Annotated in this window: 17 protein-coding genes; 7 read left to right on the top strand and 10 right to left on the bottom strand. The window is 52.1% G+C overall.

Going from position 1 to position 19,134, the window contains the following annotated elements:
* The first annotated feature begins 54 nt into the window (after window positions 1-54).
* Complete coding sequence (gene mutT, locus SK33_RS19545) at window positions 55-444, top strand: 8-oxo-dGTP diphosphatase MutT (RefSeq protein ID WP_003837443.1); 390 nt, start codon at window positions 55-57, stop codon at window positions 442-444.
* An 88-nt stretch (window positions 445-532) separates the two neighbouring features.
* Here the strand turns inward: mutT and yacG are convergent, their stop codons facing one another.
* The 3 genes from yacG to coaE are packed head-to-tail and all read right to left on the bottom strand — an operon-like array spanning window position 533 to window position 2,100.
* A complete protein-coding gene (gene yacG, locus SK33_RS19540; protein ID WP_003018740.1) occupies window positions 533-727 on the bottom strand; it encodes a DNA gyrase inhibitor YacG in 195 nt (64 codons plus the stop codon).
* 9 nt (window positions 728-736) lie between these two features.
* Window positions 737-1,480, bottom strand: coding sequence for a cell division protein ZapD (gene zapD, locus SK33_RS19535; RefSeq protein ID WP_003837445.1), 744 nt, complete (start codon window positions 1,478-1,480; stop codon window positions 737-739).
* Entirely contained in the window at window positions 1,480-2,100 is a 621-nt protein-coding gene (gene coaE / locus SK33_RS19530; protein WP_048219707.1) for a dephospho-CoA kinase, read from the bottom strand. The genes zapD and coaE overlap by 1 nt, the downstream gene beginning before the upstream one ends.
* A 225-nt stretch (window positions 2,101-2,325) precedes the next feature.
* On the opposite strand from coaE, the gene SK33_RS19525 reads away from it, so the two are divergent.
* Window positions 2,326-3,369, top strand: a complete 1,044-nt coding sequence (locus tag SK33_RS19525) for a GMP reductase (protein ID WP_003829510.1) — start codon at window positions 2,326-2,328, stop codon at window positions 3,367-3,369.
* A 56-nt stretch (window positions 3,370-3,425) separates the two neighbouring features.
* Here SK33_RS19525 and hofC read toward each other — a convergent pair whose 3' ends face one another.
* The 4 genes from hofC to nadC all read right to left on the bottom strand — a co-directional run bounded on the left by hofC (window position 3,426) and on the right by nadC (window position 7,584).
* Window positions 3,426-4,628, bottom strand: coding sequence for a protein transport protein HofC (gene hofC, locus SK33_RS19520; RefSeq protein WP_048219705.1), 1,203 nt, complete (start codon window positions 4,626-4,628; stop codon window positions 3,426-3,428).
* On the bottom strand, window positions 4,618-6,000 hold the full coding sequence (gene gspE / locus SK33_RS19515) for a type II secretion system protein GspE (protein ID WP_048219703.1): 1,383 nt from the start codon (window positions 5,998-6,000) through the stop codon (window positions 4,618-4,620). The genes hofC and gspE overlap by 11 nt, the downstream gene beginning before the upstream one ends.
* 9 nt (window positions 6,001-6,009) lie before the next feature.
* Window positions 6,010-6,447 (bottom strand): prepilin peptidase-dependent pilin, encoded by a 438-nt coding sequence (gene ppdD / locus SK33_RS19510; RefSeq protein ID WP_003018724.1) that lies wholly within the window; start codon window positions 6,445-6,447, stop codon window positions 6,010-6,012.
* Window positions 6,448-6,690: 243 nt separating this feature from the next.
* Complete coding sequence (gene nadC / locus SK33_RS19505; RefSeq protein ID WP_003837454.1) at window positions 6,691-7,584, bottom strand: carboxylating nicotinate-nucleotide diphosphorylase; 894 nt, start codon at window positions 7,582-7,584, stop codon at window positions 6,691-6,693.
* An 87-nt stretch (window positions 7,585-7,671) separates the two neighbouring features.
* Here nadC and ampD point away from each other — a divergent pair, with 87 nt between their 5' ends.
* Window positions 7,672-8,235 carry a 1,6-anhydro-N-acetylmuramyl-L-alanine amidase AmpD gene (gene ampD, locus SK33_RS19500; protein WP_003018719.1) on the top strand — a complete coding sequence of 188 codons (564 nt, stop codon included), beginning with the start codon at window positions 7,672-7,674 and terminating at the stop codon, window positions 8,233-8,235.
* Complete coding sequence (gene ampE, locus SK33_RS19495; RefSeq protein ID WP_048219702.1) at window positions 8,232-9,086, top strand: beta-lactamase regulator AmpE; 855 nt, start codon at window positions 8,232-8,234, stop codon at window positions 9,084-9,086. Before ampD ends, ampE begins: the two co-directional genes overlap by 4 nt.
* Before the next feature lie 92 nt (window positions 9,087-9,178).
* On the opposite strand, the gene SK33_RS19490 is transcribed toward ampE, so the two are convergent.
* The 3 genes from SK33_RS19490 to aroP form a co-directional block, all read right to left on the bottom strand.
* Window positions 9,179-10,129: a glycoside hydrolase family 43 protein gene (locus SK33_RS19490; RefSeq protein WP_048219701.1), complete on the bottom strand. Its 951-nt coding sequence runs from the start codon at window positions 10,127-10,129 to the stop codon at window positions 9,179-9,181.
* Window positions 10,129-11,535, bottom strand: a complete 1,407-nt coding sequence (locus tag SK33_RS19485) for a glycoside-pentoside-hexuronide (GPH):cation symporter (protein WP_003837460.1) — start codon at window positions 11,533-11,535, stop codon at window positions 10,129-10,131. Before SK33_RS19485 ends, SK33_RS19490 begins: the two co-directional genes overlap by 1 nt.
* A 157-nt stretch (window positions 11,536-11,692) precedes the next feature.
* Complete coding sequence (gene aroP, locus SK33_RS19480) at window positions 11,693-13,066, bottom strand: aromatic amino acid transporter AroP (protein ID WP_085951556.1); 1,374 nt, start codon at window positions 13,064-13,066, stop codon at window positions 11,693-11,695.
* 564 nt (window positions 13,067-13,630) lie between these two features.
* Here aroP and pdhR point away from each other — a divergent pair.
* The 3 genes from pdhR (at window position 13,631) to aceF (ending at window position 19,126) form a co-directional block, all read left to right on the top strand.
* On the top strand, window positions 13,631-14,395 hold the full coding sequence (gene pdhR, locus SK33_RS19475) for a pyruvate dehydrogenase complex transcriptional repressor PdhR (RefSeq protein WP_003018699.1): 765 nt from the start codon (window positions 13,631-13,633) through the stop codon (window positions 14,393-14,395).
* Between the two features lie 163 nt (window positions 14,396-14,558).
* Window positions 14,559-17,222: a pyruvate dehydrogenase (acetyl-transferring), homodimeric type gene (gene aceE / locus SK33_RS19470; RefSeq protein ID WP_003837462.1), complete on the top strand. Its 2,664-nt coding sequence runs from the start codon at window positions 14,559-14,561 to the stop codon at window positions 17,220-17,222.
* Window positions 17,223-17,236: 14 nt separating this feature from the next.
* Complete coding sequence (gene aceF / locus SK33_RS19465; RefSeq protein WP_048219699.1) at window positions 17,237-19,126, top strand: pyruvate dehydrogenase complex dihydrolipoyllysine-residue acetyltransferase; 1,890 nt, start codon at window positions 17,237-17,239, stop codon at window positions 19,124-19,126.
* Window positions 19,127-19,134: the final 8 nt, after the last annotated feature.

The following is a 19,134-nucleotide window of genomic DNA, read 5'->3' as shown; positions in this document are numbered from 1 at the left end:
AAATAACTTATTGAAAAGGCGCAGACTTCTGCGCCTTTTTTATGGACGATGAAAATGAAAATATTGCAGATCGCCGTCGGGATTATTCGTAATCAGCACAATGAAATTTTTATCACCCAGCGTGCGGCTGATGCCCACATGGCCAATAAGCTGGAGTTCCCCGGCGGGAAAATTGAAGCGGGCGAAACGCCGGAGCAGGCGCTGATTCGCGAGCTACAGGAAGAAGTAGGGATCACACCGACTCAAAGTTCATTGTTCGAAAAGTTGGAGTATCAGTTTCCGGACAGGCATATCACTCTGTGGTTCTGGCTGGTTGAAAGCTGGGAAGGCGAGCCGTGGGGAAAAGAGGGGCAACCGGCGCAGTGGATTGCGCAATATGCTCTGAATGCGGAAGATTTCCCGCCGGCGAATGCACCGGTCATTGAAAAGCTGATTACTGGATAATGGTGTTCGTAGGCCGGATAAGGCAACACCGCCATCCGGCAAATTATGGCGGGGGTGCTACGCTTGCCCGCCCTACGTATTAGCACAATTACTTCTGCTCCTCACTCCAGTCGTCGCTTTCCGACAGATCGCCTGAGCTTGGGATGCGTTTCTCTTCTGCAGCCCACTCTCCCAGATCGATTAACTGGCAGCGCTTGCTGCAGAATGGGCGAAACGGACTGACTTCAGCCCATACTACAGGCTTGCCACAGGTTGGGCAGTTGACGATGGTTTGTTCAGACATGTTGACTCCTTAACAGCACGCCAGTTCAAAATCGAGGCGCTCAGGCACCTGACCATTCTCGCTATCCAGCGGCATAAAGCGGATGGCAAAACGGCTCTTATGACCAGAAATTTGCGGATAAAGCTGCGAATCAAGCGGCAGCTGCAAGCGCAGCAGATCTGCATCTTCGCCGTTGTCCTGATAAAAACCATTCAGGCTGGTTTGCTTACGAAACGGCGCTGAGTTGCGAATTAAATCCAGCACCAGCGACAGCGCTTGATTAAGCGGATTCAGGCTGGCAAGCCAGGTTTCAACCTGCGCGTCACGATACGATTGCGCCAGGTGTAACCAGATATGCAGAGTCGGCAGATCGAAACTGCAGCACCCGCCAGGAATACTTAAACGCTGACGTACGAGACCAATCAGACGATCTTCGCGCAGCGTCTGTCCAATACGCGGGGCAGAAATCAGAATGCTGCCTGCACTTTTTAACTGCTGGCGCAAAGAGTCGATTCTGCTTTGATCGACGCCGGGAACTTCGACCCAGGCCTGGAGTTTTCGCTGCTGTCGCTCCAGTTCTTTGAGGAGTTCGGTACGGACTTCGCCGCGTTCAAATACATCCAGTAAATCTCCGATATTGCGGAAAAAATGCAGAGCGCCGGCATGGTCAGCAATGGGCAAATTAACGGAGAGCTGTTGGATTAAAAACTCAATGCGCAGCCATGTACGCATCTTCTCATTGAGAGGGTGTTCAAAAAGGACCTGGGTGTGCATTACGGTTTTTCCTGTGAGACAAACTGCGACGCGCATTGCAAATAGAGCGCGTGCAGGCGGGCGACATCCGAGGCGATGGCTTCCGGTGCGCCATTATTATCAATAACATCGTCTGCCACGGCCAGCCGCGCTTCACGCGTTGCCTGGGCAGCAAGAATTTGTTCAACATGCTCACGTGTGACGTCATCACGCTGCATGGTGCGTCTGAGCTGGGTTTCGGGCGTGACATCCACCACGAGTACGCGGTCGGCTTTTTTATACAGCGAATTTTCCACCAGCAAAGGGACAACCCATAACAGGTAAGGTGAGGTCGATTGCTGAAACTGGCGCTGCGTTTCCTGCTGAATAAGCGGATGGAGCAGGGCATTCAGCCAGCTTTTCTCCTCTGGGGCGGAAAAAATGCGTTCGCGTAAAATGCGCCGCTGCAACGATCCGTCTGCGGCGATAACCTCGGAACCAAAATGTTCTTCGATCGCCTTAAGAGCAAGTGTGCCGGGTTCAACCACCTGGCGCGCAATAATATCTGCATCAATGATGTTTATTCCGAGGTCAGCGAACGCATTTGCAACGGTGCTTTTACCACTGCCAATGCCGCCGGTTAAGGCTACCGTATACCTCATAGATGCCGATCCTGGAGTTTAAGTTTGATTATCAAACAGTTAAAAGTTAAGCGTGCGAAGGCGAGGCTGCTGCAGGATTAACCTACTATTCGCCAGGTAAATTTATGGGATTGTAGCGTAAAAAAAGAGAATTTCGCAGTCTTGCGCGGCATTGATTAGTGCGTATGATAGCGTCACTGGAGTTGTGAGTTTCGATTTTTCGCCATTAACCCCAGGAATCCGCACATGCGTATCGAAGAAGATCTGAAGTTAGGTTTCAAAGACGTTCTTATCCGCCCTAAGCGTTCTACTCTTAAAAGCCGTTCCGATGTTGAGCTGGAACGTCAATTTACCTTTAAGCATTCAGGTCAGACCTGGTCCGGCGTACCTATTATTGCCGCGAACATGGACACTGTCGGGACGTTTGCCATGGCAACGGCGCTGGCATCCTTCGACATCCTGACTGCTGTGCACAAACACTATTCTGTTGAAGACTGGGCCGCCTTCATCGCAGAGAGCTCTGCCGATGTACTCAAACACGTAATGGTTTCAACTGGCACGTCTGACGCAGACTTCGAAAAAACCAAACAGATTTTGGCGCTCAACCCAGCGCTGAATTTTATCTGCATTGATGTGGCAAATGGCTACTCAGAGCATTTTGTTCAGTTTGTGTCGAAAGCGCGTGAAGCATGGCCGACAAAAACGATTTGTGCGGGCAATGTGGTCACCGGTGAAATGTGTGAAGAGCTGGTGCTCTCCGGTGCTGATATTGTCAAAGTAGGTATTGGCCCAGGTTCTGTATGCACCACGCGTGTAAAAACCGGCGTTGGCTATCCACAGCTTTCTGCGGTTATTGAATGTGCGGATGCAGCCCACGGTCTGGGCGGCATGATTGTCAGCGACGGCGGCTGCACAATGCCGGGTGACGTTGCAAAAGCGTTTGGCGGCGGCGCAGACTTCGTTATGCTCGGCGGTATGTTGGCCGGTCACGAAGAAAGCGGCGGCAAAATTGTTGAAGAAAACGGTGAGAAATTCATGCTGTTCTACGGTATGAGCTCAGAATCTGCCATGACGCGTCACGTTGGTGGTGTTGCACAGTACCGCGCTGCAGAAGGTAAAACCGTCAAGCTGCCACTGCGCGGCCCGGTTGATAATACCGCTCGCGATATTCTCGGCGGTTTGCGTTCTGCTTGCACCTATGTAGGCGCATCCCGTCTGAAAGAGCTGACCAAACGTACAACGTTTATTCGTGTACAGGAACAAGAGAACCGCGTATTCAATAGCCTGTAAAACAGGTCGTTCTGTGAAATGCCGGATGGCGTTACGTCGCCATCCGGCATTTGAATTTATCCCACTCCGCTCATCGCATCTCCCAAATGGAAAATCGGTAAATACATCGCGACAACCAGCGTACCGATGATAAGCCCCGTAATGACCAGCAACGCAGGCTCAAGTAATGCAGCCAAATTCTCAGCCTGAGCCAGGGTTTTCTCGCCATGGTGATGCGCGAGATTGCGCAGCATTGCATCCAGCGAGCCGGAAGCTTCACCAGTTCGGACCAGCTGTATGCACAATGGGCTGAATTCACCGCTATTTTTAAGCGCTAACCAGACCGGCTTTCCGGTGCTAATGTCGTGCTGAACCAGCGCTAAACGTTGCGACCAGAAAGGGTTAGCCAGCGTTTCGGTAACGCTCTCAAGACCCTGCAAAAAGGGAATGCCCGCATTTTGCGTTAACGCCAGAACGGTGAAGATCTGCGTGAGCTTTTGCCCTCTCACCATCGGCCCTATGACCGGGAGGCTGAGCAGCAATTTCTGGCGCAGAACGAGCCAGTACGGTTTCTGATTTATCAAATGATGTGCCGCAACCGCTACCAGGCCAAGTGCTACCGCCAGCCATCCCCATTGGCTGCTATAGTGTGCGATGGTAATAATCCACTGAGTGAGGGCCGGTAGCGGGGTGTTGAATGTCTGGTAGATGGCGGCAAACTCAGGGAGTACAAACTGCAACATCGCAAATACGACCAACACCGCCATTGTGATGATGATAAGCGGATAACGCAGGGCTTTTTTAACTTTATCAGCAAGTTGCTGTTGTTTCTTTTGCTGGTAGGCGAGTTCAAAACAGCAGTCGTCCAGCTTACCCGTAAGCTCTCCGGTGCGGATCATTGCCTGGTAAAGGGGCGGAAAAACGTGTTGCCATTGTGATAGTGAGGTGGAGAGGGTAATGCCCTGTTCCATATCGCAAGCCAGCGTACGCAGTAGCGCCTGCCATTGACTGCTGGGATGCTGTTCAGCAAGCAGAGCTAGCCCTGTTGAGAGCGTTAACCCTGCTTTTAGCAATGTCGCCAACTGGTGTATGGTTTCGGCACTTCTTGTACGGCTCCAGTGCGAGGTTTTGACACGCATACGTTTAATGCGTAGCGGCGTAATCTGTTGTTTCTCAAGAGCCAGCATTAATGACGGTCGGGTATCGGCCCATAGTGTACCTTCCAGCGATTTACCTTTGTTGTTAATGCCTTGCCAGCGCCAAAGCTGTTTAGCGGACATGAGGCATGCCCAGTACACGAATCAGCTCTTCAAATGTCGTTAATCCTTGCTCGACGGCCTGACAGCCATTCTCGAAAAGCGTTCTCCCTGATAGCTGAGCATCAGGTTCCACTCCGTCTACGGGGGTGCCACTGGCAATACTCTGACGTAATGCCGGAGTAACAGGGAGTACTTCAAACAATGCCGTACGGCCATAAAATCCGTGATAACAATGTTTGCAGCCAGGGGCCTGCCAATTCGGTAGTGGTGTAGGCCAGACAGCTTTCGGGAGTGTGATAGGCGTACTCTGACGTTGTCGGCAATGGGGGCACAACTTTCTGACCAACCGCTGTGCAATGACGAGCGTCAGCGCGGAGGCGATCATCCAGCGTGCGACCCCCATTTGTTGCAGACGCACCAGCGTTTCACTGGTGGAATTGGTATGCAGCGTAGAAAGAACCAGATGACCGGTTTGTGCGGCTTTAAGGGCTATTTCTGCTGTTTCTCCATCGCGGATTTCACCCACCATGATAATGTCGGGATCCTGGCGCAACAGAGCACGTAAGACTCCCTGAAAAGTCAAACCGGCGCGTGGGTGAATTTGCGTCTGGTTGATGCCTGCGATCGGGATCTCTACCGGATCTTCCACGCTACAGAGATTTACATCTGGCGTGTTTCGGGTTTGCAGCGCACTGTACAGTGTGACCGTTTTACCGCTTCCGGTAGGCCCGGTAACCAGAATCAGCCCCTGAGGCTGCTGCAAGGCTTGCGAAAATGCGGCCAGCTGCGCGTCTTGCATCCCCAGTGCGGCGATCTCCAGTGACTGATCGACCTGATGAAGTAGCCGCAACACGACTTTTTCGCCGTAGCGACAGGGCAGGGTGGCGATGCGAAACGAGATGGGTTCTCCTGAAATCTCAACGGTAAATTGTCCGTCTTGTGGAAGCCGATGCTCGGCAATATCCAGACTGCCTAATACTTTTAACCTCGCGGTGATGGCAATGCCCATCTCGGTCGTGATTTCCGGTAAAGCGTGGAGTACTCCATCCACACGTAATCTGATCCGATAGTGATTTTCCGCTGGCTCAAAATGAATATCAGAAGCCCGTTTCTCCAGAGCGGAATGAAACGTCTGATTCAGCAAGTCTGCTGCGCTGGCGCTGCTTTTTGTGACTACTGCAGGGAGCATTTTCTGCGGTGTATGCGTGTGGCCTTCCATTTGCTGACGTGTCCAGCAGACAATGTCGATGCGCCGGGTGGTGGCAAAATGCAGTGCATCCAGCAGTTCGTGTGATGGGGCGTCTACGACGGCGATATGCACCACTTCATTGTCTGCATCCAGTAATATTCCCTGATAACGTTGGCATAGCGCTGTAAGCTGGGTGGTATTCATCTCTGTTCCTTAGTGGGTATCGAAGCGGAAAACATCTTCACAGGCCTGCTGCAATGCGCTGTCGTTCTGGATGATGCAGTTACGGTTCCAGCCGGTAATGCCGTTGGCATTGTCCCAAGCTGGTGTCATGGTGATGCTTAACCCGTTCAGGCTTTCCTGCCCACTAAGGCTGACAACGCCTTTTTCAATGCTCATGGCTGAGACGTAACGGGTAGTTGTTGGCGTGGGAATACCATTCGTTCCGGCATCGCAGGTATCTGTTCCTCCATGCTCCAGTGCACAGAGCTCAACCGCTGTGCGATAGGGGACAAAAGTTTGCAGCATGTCTGTCAGCGCGGCTTTGCGCAGATAGTTTTGATATGCCGGAATACCGATGGCGCTAAGAATGGCAATAATGCCAATCACCACCATGAGTTCGATAAGCGTAAAGCCTCGTTGCTTGTTCATTGTTCACTCCTTGAGTTTGCTGGCGCTACTTTGGCAAACCGACGAGAGGACGGCGAGAGACAAAAAACAGAATGGGAAGGCGGATTCCGAGGACTTTTACGAAATTACAGAATCAGACAATGTATTTGCTAAGAGGCTCGAAGAAACTGCCGGATGGCGGCGTAAATGCCGTATCCGGCTTACAGAATAAACCTGTGTAGGATGCCTGATAAGCGAAGCACCATCGGGCAATACAATCAGCAATTAGCGAAAACGCATGGAGAGATCGAGTGCGCGAACATGTTTGGTCAGCGCGCCAACAGAGATGAAATCCACGCCGGTTTCGGCAAATTCGCGCAGCGTTTCATGGGTGACATTGCCCGAGACTTCCAGACGCGCCTGGCCGTTGGTGCGTTTTACCGCTTCGCGCATTTGGTCGGTTTCGAAGTTATCGAGCATGATGATGTCGGCCCCGGCTTTCAGCGCGTCGTCCAGCTCATCCAGGCTTTCTACTTCGACTTCAACCGGCACATCCGGGTGCAACCAGAATGCTTTTTCTACGGCCTGACGTACCGAGCCGGAAGCAATAATGTGGTTTTCTTTAATCAGGAAAGCGTCGGACAGCCCCAAACGATGATTCGCGCCGCCGCCGCACAATACGGCGTATTTTAGCGCGGTACGCAGTCCTGGCAGGGTTTTACGCGTATCCAGCAGTTGGGTCTTGGTCCCCGCTAACAGGTCGACGTATTTACGCACCTCGCTTGCTACACCTGAAAGCGTCTGCACAAAATTAAGCGCGGTACGTTCACCGGTCAGTAACACGCGGGAAGGGCCGTCCAGTTCAAACAGTGGCTGATTAGCCTTAATGCTGTCGCCATCTTCGACATGCCAGGTGATGTTTACATCATCGCCAGCCAGTTGAATAAAGACCTCTTCCACCCAACGTTTCCCACAAAAAACGCCATCTTCGCGGGTGATTACGGTAGCGTGGGAGCGCATGTCTTCGGGTAAAAGCTGTGCAGTGATATCGTTATTGGCATCAACTTCTCCGCCTAAATCTTCACGCAGCGCCTGAGCGACAGCGGCAGGGATATCGAGATTTATGCGTTCCAACAGCGCGTCACGTCGGTAGTCAGGGTTATAGCGGCGAGGCGGCATGATAAAACTCCAAATTGCTAACGAATCATAAGGTGGAAACATGCTACTCTGAACCTGATATGAGCACCACCAATAAGGAGATTCTGCATGTTGTTAGACGAGGGCTGGCTGGCAGAGGCGCGACGCGTTCCCTCTCCGCATTACGATTGCCGCCCGGATGACGAAAACCCTTCTCTGCTGGTGGTGCATAATATCAGCCTGCCGCCTGGCGAGTTTGGCGGCCCGTGGATAGACGCGCTGTTTACCGGCACGATTGATCCCAACGCCCATCCTTATTTTGCCGGAATCGCCCATTTGCGCGTTTCGGCCCATTGTTTAATTCGCCGTGATGGTGAAATCGTACAGTATGTCCCCTTTGATAAACGCGCCTGGCATGCCGGCGTCTCAAGCTATCAGGGCCGCGAACGCTGTAATGATTTCTCAATTGGTATTGAGCTGGAAGGGACGGATACGCTGGCCTATACCGACGCGCAGTACCAGCAACTGGCAGCCGTGACCAATGCCCTGATTACGCGTTATCCGGCTATTGCTAACAATATGACCGGACATTGCAATATTGCGCCCGAGCGTAAGACCGATCCCGGGCCCTCATTTGACTGGGCAAGGTTTCGCGCCCTGGTCACCCCCTCGTCGCACAAGGAGATGACATGACGCTGTTTACAACATTACTGGTGTTGATTGTTGAACGCCTGTTTAAGCTGGGTGAGCACTGGCAGCTTGATCACCGGGTTGAAGCTTTTTTCCGCCGGATTAAGCATTTCTCGATGATGCGTACGGTAGGCATGACTCTTATTGCGATGGGAGTAACGTTTCTGCTACTGCGCGCACTTCATGGGCTGCTGTTTAACGTTCCGTTGCTGGTGGCGTGGATCTTAATTGGCTTGCTGTGCATCGGCGCTGGTAAGACACGTCTTCATTATCATGCCTATCTGAACGCGGCGGCTCGCGATGACGCTCACGCTCGTGAGGCGATGGCCAGCGAGCTAACGCTTATCCATGGTGTTCCGCCGGACTGTGATGAGCGTGAGTTTTTGCGTGAACTGCAGAACGCGCTGTTATGGAACAACTTTCGCTTTTACCTGGCGCCGTTATTCTGGCTGATTGTCGGTGGCCCGTGGGGACCGGTGACGCTGGTGGGTTATGCTTTTTTACGTGCCTGGCAGTCCTGGCTGGCGCGCTTTCAGACGCCGCATCAGCGTCTGCAATCGGGTATCGATGCGATCCTGCATGTGCTGGACTGGATCCCGGTGCGCCTGGCGGGCGTGGTCTATGCGCTGTTAGGACACGGCGAGAAGGCGTTGCCAGCCTGGTTTGCGTCGCTTGCTGATCTGCATACTTCGCAATATCAGGTGCTTACGCGCCTGGCGCAGTTCTCGCTGGCGCGCGAACCTCATACCGATAAAGTCGAAACGCCAAAAGCGGCTGTTTCGATGGCGAAGAAGACCTCGTTTGTGGTGGTGGTGATTATTGCGTTGCTGACCATTTATGGGGCATTAGTATAGCGTTGTGCCGGATGGCGCTAACGCTTATCCGGCCTACAATGGAAAAACGTGTAGGCCCGGTAAGCGTTAGCGCCACCGGGCAGTGCAACGGTTTAGTTCGTATCAGCAGGCGGGATGCCAAAATCTGGCATGCCGTTTTCGTCCCAACGCACGAGCTTCAGACGAGTGTGGCGGTTTGGGTCGTACAGCGGATCGCCCTCGATTTCGGTGTAATTTCTCGCGTGATACACCAGCACATCTTCACCTTCTGGCGTTTGCGTAAAGCTGTTGTGTCCTGGCCCAAACTGGCGGTTTTCATAGCTGGTGGTAAAGACCGGGCGCGGTGATTTGTGCCAGTTCTGCGGGGTGAGCGGATCTGCGTCTAAGTCAATCCACAATAATCCCATACAGTAGTTCTCATCAGTAGCGCTGGCGGAATAGCTGATAAACAACTTGTCGCCGTGAACCATGACGGCAGGACCTTCGTTGACCCAAAAACCCCGGCATTCCCAGTCATATTCAGGATGGCTTAGCATGACCGGCTCGCCTTTAATCGTCCATGGATTTTCCAGTTCTGCGAGATAGATATTGGAGTTTCCGGCGATATCGGGCGATTTCTGCGCCCATAGATACCACTGTTTTCCCTGATGGTTAAAGGTGGTGGCATCGAGCGCAAAGGTATCAAACTGCGTTTTAATCTGACCTTTCTCCGTCCACTTTCCGGTCAGCGGATCGGTGTCGGCACATTCGAGCGCAAACATGCGATGCTGGAACATCCCCAGCTTGTCGAGCGACTGTGTGTGCGTGGCGGCAAAATAGATGTACCACTTGCCTGCCAGATGATGGATTTCGGGCGCCCAGATGAGTTGGCTCATGGGGCCGCTTTCTGGCTTGCGCCAGATGATAACCGGGGCGGCAGTGCGCAACCCTTCCAGCGAGTCGGCCCGGCGTATCTCCAGCCGGTCATATTCAGGTACTGAAGCAATGAAATAGTAGTGGCTACCGTCACGTAAGATAAACGGATCGGCACGCTGTTCAATAAAGGGATTTGGCCACTGATTCATTAGGCTTTCCTTACGGTTTCAGTCGTTTTTATATCGTGGTATTCATTCAGTTCACGGTAGTTGGCGCGGCGCTTTTCTAAATCTGTCTGGATTTGCTGCATAAACTCGCGGTCAACTTTCAGCAGACGAACCACGCCTGCAGTAATCAGGTAGCCTGCGCCCGGTATGATGGTAAACAGCAGCATAATACCGTTAATGGCGGAGTCGCTTTGCGTTTTCGCCCCAGCGTCGTAGCCGTACCAGGAGAGCAGGAAGCCGACCATCGCTCCGGCAATCGCCAGACCCAGTTTCAGGAAGAACAGGTTACCGGAGAAGCTGATTCCGGTGATACGTTTACCGGTTTTCCACTCGCCATAGTCATCGACATCCGCCATCAGCGACCAGTGCAGCGGGGATGGGATCTGATGCAGGATGTTGAGCAGGAAGTAGAGCACCATAATCATCATGGTGGCTTTCGGATCGAAGAAGTAAAACGCGGCGGAGAAAATCGCCAGGATGATATTGGTCCAGAAGAACACTTTCAGTTTGCACCAGCGATCGGTTAATACCTTCGCCAACATGCTGCCGATCATCATGCCTACAACGCCAAGACTGATAAACAACGTCGCAAATTGTGTACTCTGCTGCATAACCCAGGTCACGTAGTACATGGTGGCAGCCATGCGAATAAAACCCGGACAGACGTTGCACAGGGTTAACAGCAGAATTTTTACCCACTGATCGTTCTTCCACACATCTTTTAGATCGGCTTTTAAATCGTCATTGGTCGGGACGGCAGGACGGACACGCTCACGGACGGTTGCAAAGCAGAACAGGAACATACACATGCCGATGAAGGCCAGTACCGCCATCGCCATTTGATACCCTTTGGCTTTGTCTTCCCCGCCGAACCAGTCGGCCATGGGGAGCAGGGTGAGTGACAGCAGCAGAGTTGCAATTCCTACCAATACAAAGCGATATGACTGGCAGGCGACGCGTTCTTGCGGATCGTTGGTGATGACGCTGCCGAGAGAGCAATAGGGGATATTGATCGCCGTATAGGTAATTGAGAGCAGGAAATAGGTAACAAAGGCATAGATAACTTTGCTGTTATAGGTCCATTCCGGGGTGGTAAACATCAATACGCTGAATAATGCGTATGGGAAAGCCATCCACAAAAGCCATGGACGAAATCGACCATATTTGCTGCGCGTACGGTCGGCCATTGCGCCCATAATGGGATCAGTAACGGCATCAATAACGCGTACTGAGAGCAGTAATACGCCGACCAGAGCAGGCGCTAGACCAAAAATGTCTGTGTAAAAATAGTTAACAAACAACATGATGGCGCCAAAGATGATGTTGCATCCGGCGTCGCCCATTCCATAGCCAATCTTTTCTTTCACCGTGAGCTTACTGGTTTCCATCAACTGCACTCCATGAATGAAATATGGAGAGAATTATTGTCTGGTACCGGTGTTTTTGCGTTGCAGGATAACGCCGCTGATATGGACTAAACAGTCGTGAGTGGGAAAGTGTGAGGCAGGTAACAACCCCCACCTGGCGCAGGTGGGGGAGGAAAAATTAATGTGCTTTAACCGTGCCGGCCGTTTTCTGTTTGAACAGGTAACCAATGCCAAGAATAGCAATCCATACTGGGATTAAGTACACCGAGATCGCCATGCCCGGCGTCATCAGCATAATCACCAGTACTGCAGCCATGAAAATCAGGCACACCCAGTTACCCAGCGGATAGAGCAGCGCCGGGAAGCGGGTGGTAACACCCTGCTGCTGTTTGGCTTTGCGGAACTTCATGTGCGCAAGGCTAATCATTGCCCAGTTGATCACCAGTGCGGAAACTACCAGCGCCATCAACAGGCCAAAGGCAGATTCTGGCGCCAGGTAGTTGATCAGCACGCACAGAGCCGTCACCAGTGCGGAAACCAGAATGGTGTTCACCGGCACGCCGCGTTTGTCGACGTTCATCAGCGCTTTCGGCGCATTGCCCTGCTGTGCCAGACCGAACAGCATACGGCTGTTGCAGTACACACAGCTGTTATAGACAGAAAGGGCAGCAGTCAGCACCACGATGTTCAGGGCATTAGCAACAAACGTGTCGCCCAGTTCGTGGAAAATAAGGACAAACGGGCTGGTATCAGCCGTAACGCGCGTCCACGGCATCAGGGAAAGCAGAACCGCCAGCGAACCCACATAGAAAATCAGGATACGGTAGATAACCTGGTTGGTTGCTTTGGGAATGCTTTGCTCCGGGTTATCCGCTTCTGCTGCGGTGATCCCAACCAGCTCCAGTCCACCGAAAGAGAACATGATAATCGCCATCATCATCACCAGACCGGTGAAACCATGCGGCAGGAAGCCCCCCTGGTTCCACAGGTTGCTGACGCTGGCCTGCGGCCCGCCGTTGCCGCTGAACAGCAGCCAGCCGCCGAAGATGATCATCGCGACGACAGCAATGACTTTAATAATGGCGAACCAGAACTCCATCTCACCAAACACTTTCACGTTGGTCAGGTTAATGGCGTTGATAATCACGAAGAAGGCTGCAGCAGAGGCCCAGGTTGGGATCTCCGGGTACCAGAACTGGATATATTTACCGACTGCAGTCAGCTCAGCCATGGCAACCAGCACGTACAGTACCCAGTAGTTCCAGCCAGAGGCGAAACCCGCGAAACTGCCCCAGTATTTATAAGCAAAGTGGCTAAAGGAGCCTGCTACCGGCTCTTCAACCACCATTTCACCTAACTGACGCATAATCAAAAAGGCGATAAAGCCGGCAATAGCGTAACCCAGAATAATACCCGGTCCTGCAGACTGGATAACGGATGCGCTACCGAGGAATAACCCGGTACCAATCGCGCCACCCAGCGCGATTAGCTGTATATGGCGGTTCTTAAGACCGCGCTTGAGCTGATCGCCATGCTGTTGACTTTCCATCATGAAACCTCGTGTGTGGTTTTACTCTTCATATTTCGAGTACTTATTTTTTGAACTACGCAGCAATGCGTGTGTAAGTTTGCAATTCCGTTTGTTGTATTAATTTGTTTACAGATGCTTTTAATGAAATGTTGCCTTAATGCTTTTGTCTTGATCAGAATAATGATATGTGAGCGCGAATGCACCTGCTTTATGCGGGGGAGATGACGAGTTGAATAAAAAGAAACCATTTGTAAATGCGAGTTTATCTACCACAAAATTTCTATTTTGAATTTCTATTCATTAATAGTGATTTAAGTATCGATAAATAAGCAGGTGAATCGGTTCAGATGAGATAATTTTTCGTTTCAATTCCGTTAAAACTACCTCGAGGTGGGTAAATTTAACATTTGTGCATAGTTACATGTTTGAAACGTTATTTCTGTAATGTTGTTAAAATATGCCTCCTTTACTGATTTCAATCAAAACCTGTATGGACAGAAGGTGAATACTTTGTTACTTTAGCGTCAAGAACATGAAATTGGTAAGACCAATTGACTCCGGGCAAATGGCTTAAGACAGGAAATCATGGCCTACAGCAAAATCCGCCAACCAAAACTCTCCGATGTGATTGAGCAGCAGCTGGAGTTTTTAATTCTTGAGGGGACACTTCGCCCCGGAGAAAAACTCCCACCGGAACGCGAGCTGGCAAAACAGTTCGACGTCTCCCGCCCCTCCTTACGCGAGGCGATCCAACGCCTTGAAGCGAAGGGGTTACTGCTTCGTCGTCAGGGCGGTGGCACTTTTGTTCAGAGCAGCCTGTGGCAGAGCTTTAGCGACCCACTGGTAGAGCTGCTCTCCGACCATCCTGAATCCCAGTTTGACCTGCTTGAGACGCGCCATGCGCTGGAAGGTATTGCAGCTTATTACGCTGCACTGCGCAGCACGGATGAAGACAAAACGCGTATCCGTGAACTCCACCATGCGATCGAGCTTGCTCAACAGTCCGGCGATCTTGACGGTGAATCTGATGCAGTACTCCAGTATCAAATTGCTGTCACCGAAGCGGCACATAATGTGGTGCTGCTCCATTTGCTAAGGTGTATGGAGCCGATGCTGGCCCAGAACGTTCGGCAAAACTTCGAATTGCTGTATGCGCGTCGTGAAATGCTGCCACTGGTTAGCAGTCACCGTACCCGTATTTTTGAAGCAATTATTGCCGGGAAGCCGGAAGAGGCGCGTGAAGCGTCCCACCGTCACTTGGCGTTTATCGAAGAGATTCTGCTGGACAGAAGCCGTGAGGAAAGCCGTCGTGAACGCGCCTTACGCCGTCTGGAGCAACGAAAGAATTAGTGATTTTTCTGGCAGAACGTTAACCAGAAGATGTTGTAAATCAAGCGCCATATAAAGTGCGCGGCAACTAAACGCAGAACCTGTCTTATTACGCTCTCTGGCGAGAACGTAATGGGACAGGTTCCAGATAACTCAACGTATTAGATAGATAAGGAATACCCCCATGTCAGAACGTTTCCCAAATGACGTGGATCCGATCGAAACTCGCGACTGGCTACAGGCGATCGAATCGGTCATCCGTGAAGAAGGTGTTGAGCGTGCTCAGTATCTGATCGACCAACTGCTTTCAGAAGCCCGCAAAGGCGGCGTGAAAGTAGCGGCAGGTGCAGGGGCCAGCAATTATGTAAACACTATTGCCGTTGAAGATGAACCGGAATACCCGGGCAATCTGGAGCTGGAACGTCGTATTCGTTCTGCTATCCGTTGGAACGCCATCATGACCGTACTGCGCGCGTCTAAAAAGGACCTCGAGCTGGGTGGCCACATGGCATCCTTCCAGTCCTCCGCAACGGTATATGATGTTTGCTTCAACCACTTCTTCCGTGCACGCAACGAGCAAGATGGCGGCGATCTGGTGTACTTCCAGGGCCACATCTCTCCGGGCATCTATGCACGCGCATTCCTGGAAGGTCGTCTGACTGAAGAGCAGATGAACAACTTCCGTCAGGAAGTTCATGGCAAAGGCCTGTCTTCCTACCCGCACCCGAAACTGATGCCAGAATTCTGGCAGTTCCCGACCGTATCTATGGGTCTGGGCCCAATCGGTGCTATCTACCAGGCTAAATTCCTGAAATATCTGGAACACCGTGGTCTGAAAGATACCTCTAAACAAACCGTTTACGCCTTCCTGGGCGACGGCGAGATGGATGAGCCAGAATCAAAAGGTGCGATCACCATCGCGACCCGTGAAAAACTGGACAACCTGGTCTTTGTGATCAACTGTAACCTGCAGCGTCTTGACGGCCCGGTAACCGGTAACGGCAAGATTGTTAACGAACTGGAAGGCATCTTCGCGGGCGCTGGCTGGAACGTTATCAAAGTCATGTGGGGCGGTCGTTGGGATGAGCTGCTGCGTAAAGACACCAGCGGTAAACTGATCCAGCTGATGAACGAAACCGTTGACGGCGACTACCAGACCTTCAAATCCAAAGATGGTGCATACGTACGTGAGCACTTCTTCGGTAAATACCCGGAAACCGCAGCACTGGTTGCTGACTGGACTGATGAGCAAATTTGGTCTCTGAACCGCGGTGGTCACGATCCGAAGAAAGTTTACGCTGCACTGAAAAAAGCGCAGGAAACCAAAGGCAAAGCAACTGTAATCCTCGCCCATACCATTAAAGGTTACGGCATGGGTGATACCGCTGAAGGTAAAAACATCGCTCACCAGGTTAAGAAAATGAACATGGACGGCGTGCGTTATATCCGCGACCGTTTCAACGTTCCTGTGACCGATGAGCAGGTTGAAAACCTGTCTTACATCACCTTCCCGGAAGGTTCTGAAGAGCACACTTATCTGCACGCTCAGCGTCAGAAACTGCATGGCTACCTGCCAGCTCGTCAGCCGAACTTCACTGAGAAGCTGGAACTGCCGGCTCTGGAAGACTTCGGTGCGCTGCTGGAAGAGCAGAACAAAGAAATCTCCACCACTATCGCTTTCGTTCGTGCCCTGAACGTGATGCTGAAGAACAAGTCGATCAAAGATCGTCTGGTTCCGATCATCGCTGATGAAGCACGTACTTTCGGTATGGAAGGTCTGTTCCGTCAGATCGGTATCTACAGCCCGAACGGTCAGCAGTACACCCCGCAGGACCGTGAGCAGGTTGCTTACTATAAAGAAGACGAGAAAGGTCAGATCCTGCAGGAAGGTATCAACGAACTGGGTGCTGGCGCATCCTGGCTGGCTGCTGCGACCTCTTACAGCACCAACGATCTGCCGATGATTCCGTTCTACATCTACTACTCCATGTTCGGGTTCCAGCGTATCGGTGACCTGTGCTGGCAGGCAGGCGACCAACAGGCTCGTGGCTTCCTGATTGGTGGTACTTCCGGTCGTACGACGCTGAACGGTGAAGGTCTGCAGCACGAAGATGGTCACAGCCATATTCAGTCTCTGACTATCCCGAACTGTATCTCTTACGATCCGTCTTACGCGTACGAAGTTGCGGTCATCATGCACGATGGTCTGGAGCGTATGTACGGTGAGAAACAAGAGAACGTTTACTACTACATCACCACGCTGAACGAAAACTACCACATGCCGGCAATGCCAGCAGGTGCCGAGGAAGGTATCCGTAAAGGTATCTACAAACTCGAAACCCTCGAAGGTAAGAAAGGTAAAGTTCAGCTGCTGGGCTCCGGTTCTATCCTGCGTCACGTCCGTGAAGCAGCACAGATCCTGGCGAACGACTACGGTGTAGGTTCTGACGTTTACAGCGTAACCTCCTTCACTGAACTGGCGCGTGATGGCCAGGATTGTGAGCGCTGGAACATGCTGCACCCGATGGAAACTCCGCGCGTTCCGTACATCGCTCAGGTGATGAACGACGCTCCGGCAGTAGCATCTACTGACTATATGAAACTGTTTGCCGAACAGGTTCGTACTTATGTACCGGCTGATGATTATCGCGTACTGGGTACCGACGGTTTCGGTCGCTCTGACAGCCGTGAAAACCTGCGTCACCACTTCGAAGTTGATGCTTCCTACGTGGTTGTAGCGGCCCTGGGCGAACTGGCTAAACGTGGCGAAATCGATAAGAAAGTGGTTGCAGACGCAATCACCAAATTCAACATCGATGCAGATAAAGTTAACCCGCGTCTGGCGTAAGAGGTAAAAGAATAATGGCTATCGAAATCAATGTACCGGACATCGGGGCTGATGAAGTTGAAATCACCGAGATCCTGGTCAAAGTGGGCGACAAAGTTGAAGCTGAACAGTCGCTGATCACCGTAGAAGGCGACAAAGCCTCTATGGAAGTTCCGTCTCCTCAGGCTGGTATCGTTAAAGAGATCAAAGTCTCTGTTGGCGATAAAACTGAGACCGGCAAACTGATCATGATTTTCGATTCCGCCGACGGTGCAGCAGCAGCTGCACCTGCTCCGGCAGAAGAGAAGAAAGAAGCGGCTCCGGCAACAGCACCTGCTGCTGCGGCGGCGAAAGACGTACACGTACCGGACATCGGCGGCGACGAAGTTGAAGTTACCGAGATCATGGTTAAAGTGGGCGACACCGTTGCGGCTGAACAGTCTCTGATCACCGTTGAAGGTGACAAAGCGTCAATGGAAGTTCCGGCACCGTTCGCGGGTACCGTTAAAGAGATCAAAATCAACACCGGCGACAAAGTGTCTACCGGTTCCCTGATTATGGTCTTCGAAGTAGCGGGCGCAGCGCCTGCTGCTGCACCGGCTCAGGCGGCTGCTCCAGCAGCAGCGGCGGCTCCGGCTGCTTCCGGCTCGAAAGAAGTTAACGTACCGGATATCGGCGGTGACGAAGTCGAAGTCACTGAAGTGATGGTTAAAGTGGGCGATAAAATTGCCGCTGAGCAATCACTGATCACCGTTGAAGGCGATAAAGCGTCAATGGAAGTTCCGGCACCGTTCGCGGGCACCGTGAAAGAAATCAAAATCAGCACCGGCGACAAAGTTAAAACCGGTTCTCTGATTATGGTCTTCGAAGTCGAAGGCGCAGCACCTGCAGCCGCTCCAGCACAAGCAGCTGCTCCGGCTCCGGCCGCAGCACCAGCGCCTGCGCAAGCCGCAGCTCCGGCCGCGAAAGCGGAAGGCAAATCTGAGTTTGCTGAAAACGACGCTTACGTTCATGCAACACCGCTGATTCGTCGCCTGGCGCGCGAATTCGGTGTGAACCTGGCGAAAGTGAAAGGTTCTGGCCGTAAAGGTCGTATCCTGCGTGAAGACGTTCAGGCTTACGTGAAAGACGCTATCAAGCGTGCTGAAGCGGCTCCGGCTGCAGCAGCAGGCGGCGGTATCCCGGGCATGCTGCCTTGGCCGAAAGTGGACTTCAGCAAGTTTGGTGAAATCGAAGAAGTGGAACTGGGCCGTATCCAGAAAATCTCTGGTGCTAACCTGAGCCGTAACTGGGTGATGATCCCGCACGTTACTCACTTCGATAAGACCGATATCACCGATCTGGAAGCGTTCCGTAAACAGCAGAACGCCGAAGCTGAAAAACGTAAACTGGACGTGAAATTTACCCCAGTAGTCTTCATCATGAAAGCCGTTGCCGCAGCTCTGGAACAGATGCCGCGCTTTAACAGCTCCCTGTCTGAAGACGGTCAGCGCCTGACCCTGAAGAAATACATCAACATCGGTGTAGCGGTTGATACTCCGAATGGTCTGGTTGTTCCGGTCTTCAAAGACGTGAACAAGAAGAGCATTACCGAGCTGTCTCGTGAACTGACCGTGATCTCCAAGAAAGCGCGTGATGGCAAGCTGACTGCTGGCGAAATGCAGGGCGGTTGCTTCACCATCTCCAGCATCGGTGGCCTGGGTACTACCCACTTCGCGCCGATTGTGAACGCGCCGGAAGTGGCTATCCTCGGTGTCTCCAAGTCCTCTATGGAGCCAGTGTGGAACGGTAAAGAGTTTATGCCGCGTCTGATGATGCCGATTTCGCTCTCCTTCGACCACCGTGTAATTGACGGTGCGGATGGTGCGCGCTTTATCACCATCATCAACAACATGCTGTCTGACATTCGCCGCCTGGTGATGTAAGCGAAAAA

The sequence above is a fragment of the Citrobacter sp. MGH103 genome, from assembly GCF_001034475.2.
Taxonomy (GTDB): domain Bacteria; phylum Pseudomonadota; class Gammaproteobacteria; order Enterobacterales; family Enterobacteriaceae; genus Citrobacter; species Citrobacter freundii.
This window is presented reverse-complemented; position numbering and strand designations above follow the sequence as displayed.

Bases quoted from the DNA above. Each gene is read 5' to 3' on its own strand.
- mutT (WP_003837443.1), top strand. From the start codon at position 55: ATGAAAATATTGCAGATCGCCGTCGGGATTATTCGTAATCAGCACAAT.
- yacG (WP_003018740.1), bottom strand. From the start codon at position 727: ATGTCTGAACAAACCATCGTCAACTGCCCAACCTGTGGCAAGCCTGTA.
- zapD (WP_003837445.1), bottom strand. From the start codon at position 1,480: ATGCACACCCAGGTCCTTTTTGAACACCCTCTCAATGAGAAGATGCGT.
- coaE (WP_048219707.1), bottom strand. From the start codon at position 2,100: ATGAGGTATACGGTAGCCTTAACCGGCGGCATTGGCAGTGGTAAAAGC.
- SK33_RS19525 (WP_003829510.1), top strand. From the start codon at position 2,326: ATGCGTATCGAAGAAGATCTGAAGTTAGGTTTCAAAGACGTTCTTATC.
- hofC (WP_048219705.1), bottom strand. From the start codon at position 4,628: ATGTCCGCTAAACAGCTTTGGCGCTGGCAAGGCATTAACAACAAAGGT.
- gspE (WP_048219703.1), bottom strand. From the start codon at position 6,000: ATGAATACCACCCAGCTTACAGCGCTATGCCAACGTTATCAGGGAATA.
- ppdD (WP_003018724.1), bottom strand. From the start codon at position 6,447: ATGAACAAGCAACGAGGCTTTACGCTTATCGAACTCATGGTGGTGATT.
- nadC (WP_003837454.1), bottom strand. From the start codon at position 7,584: ATGCCGCCTCGCCGCTATAACCCTGACTACCGACGTGACGCGCTGTTG.
- ampD (WP_003018719.1), top strand. From the start codon at position 7,672: ATGTTGTTAGACGAGGGCTGGCTGGCAGAGGCGCGACGCGTTCCCTCT.
- ampE (WP_048219702.1), top strand. From the start codon at position 8,232: ATGACGCTGTTTACAACATTACTGGTGTTGATTGTTGAACGCCTGTTT.
- SK33_RS19490 (WP_048219701.1), bottom strand. From the start codon at position 10,129: ATGAATCAGTGGCCAAATCCCTTTATTGAACAGCGTGCCGATCCGTTT.
- SK33_RS19485 (WP_003837460.1), bottom strand. From the start codon at position 11,535: ATGGAAACCAGTAAGCTCACGGTGAAAGAAAAGATTGGCTATGGAATG.
- aroP (WP_085951556.1), bottom strand. From the start codon at position 13,066: ATGATGGAAAGTCAACAGCATGGCGATCAGCTCAAGCGCGGTCTTAAG.
- pdhR (WP_003018699.1), top strand. From the start codon at position 13,631: ATGGCCTACAGCAAAATCCGCCAACCAAAACTCTCCGATGTGATTGAG.
- aceE (WP_003837462.1), top strand. From the start codon at position 14,559: ATGTCAGAACGTTTCCCAAATGACGTGGATCCGATCGAAACTCGCGAC.
- aceF (WP_048219699.1), top strand. From the start codon at position 17,237: ATGGCTATCGAAATCAATGTACCGGACATCGGGGCTGATGAAGTTGAA.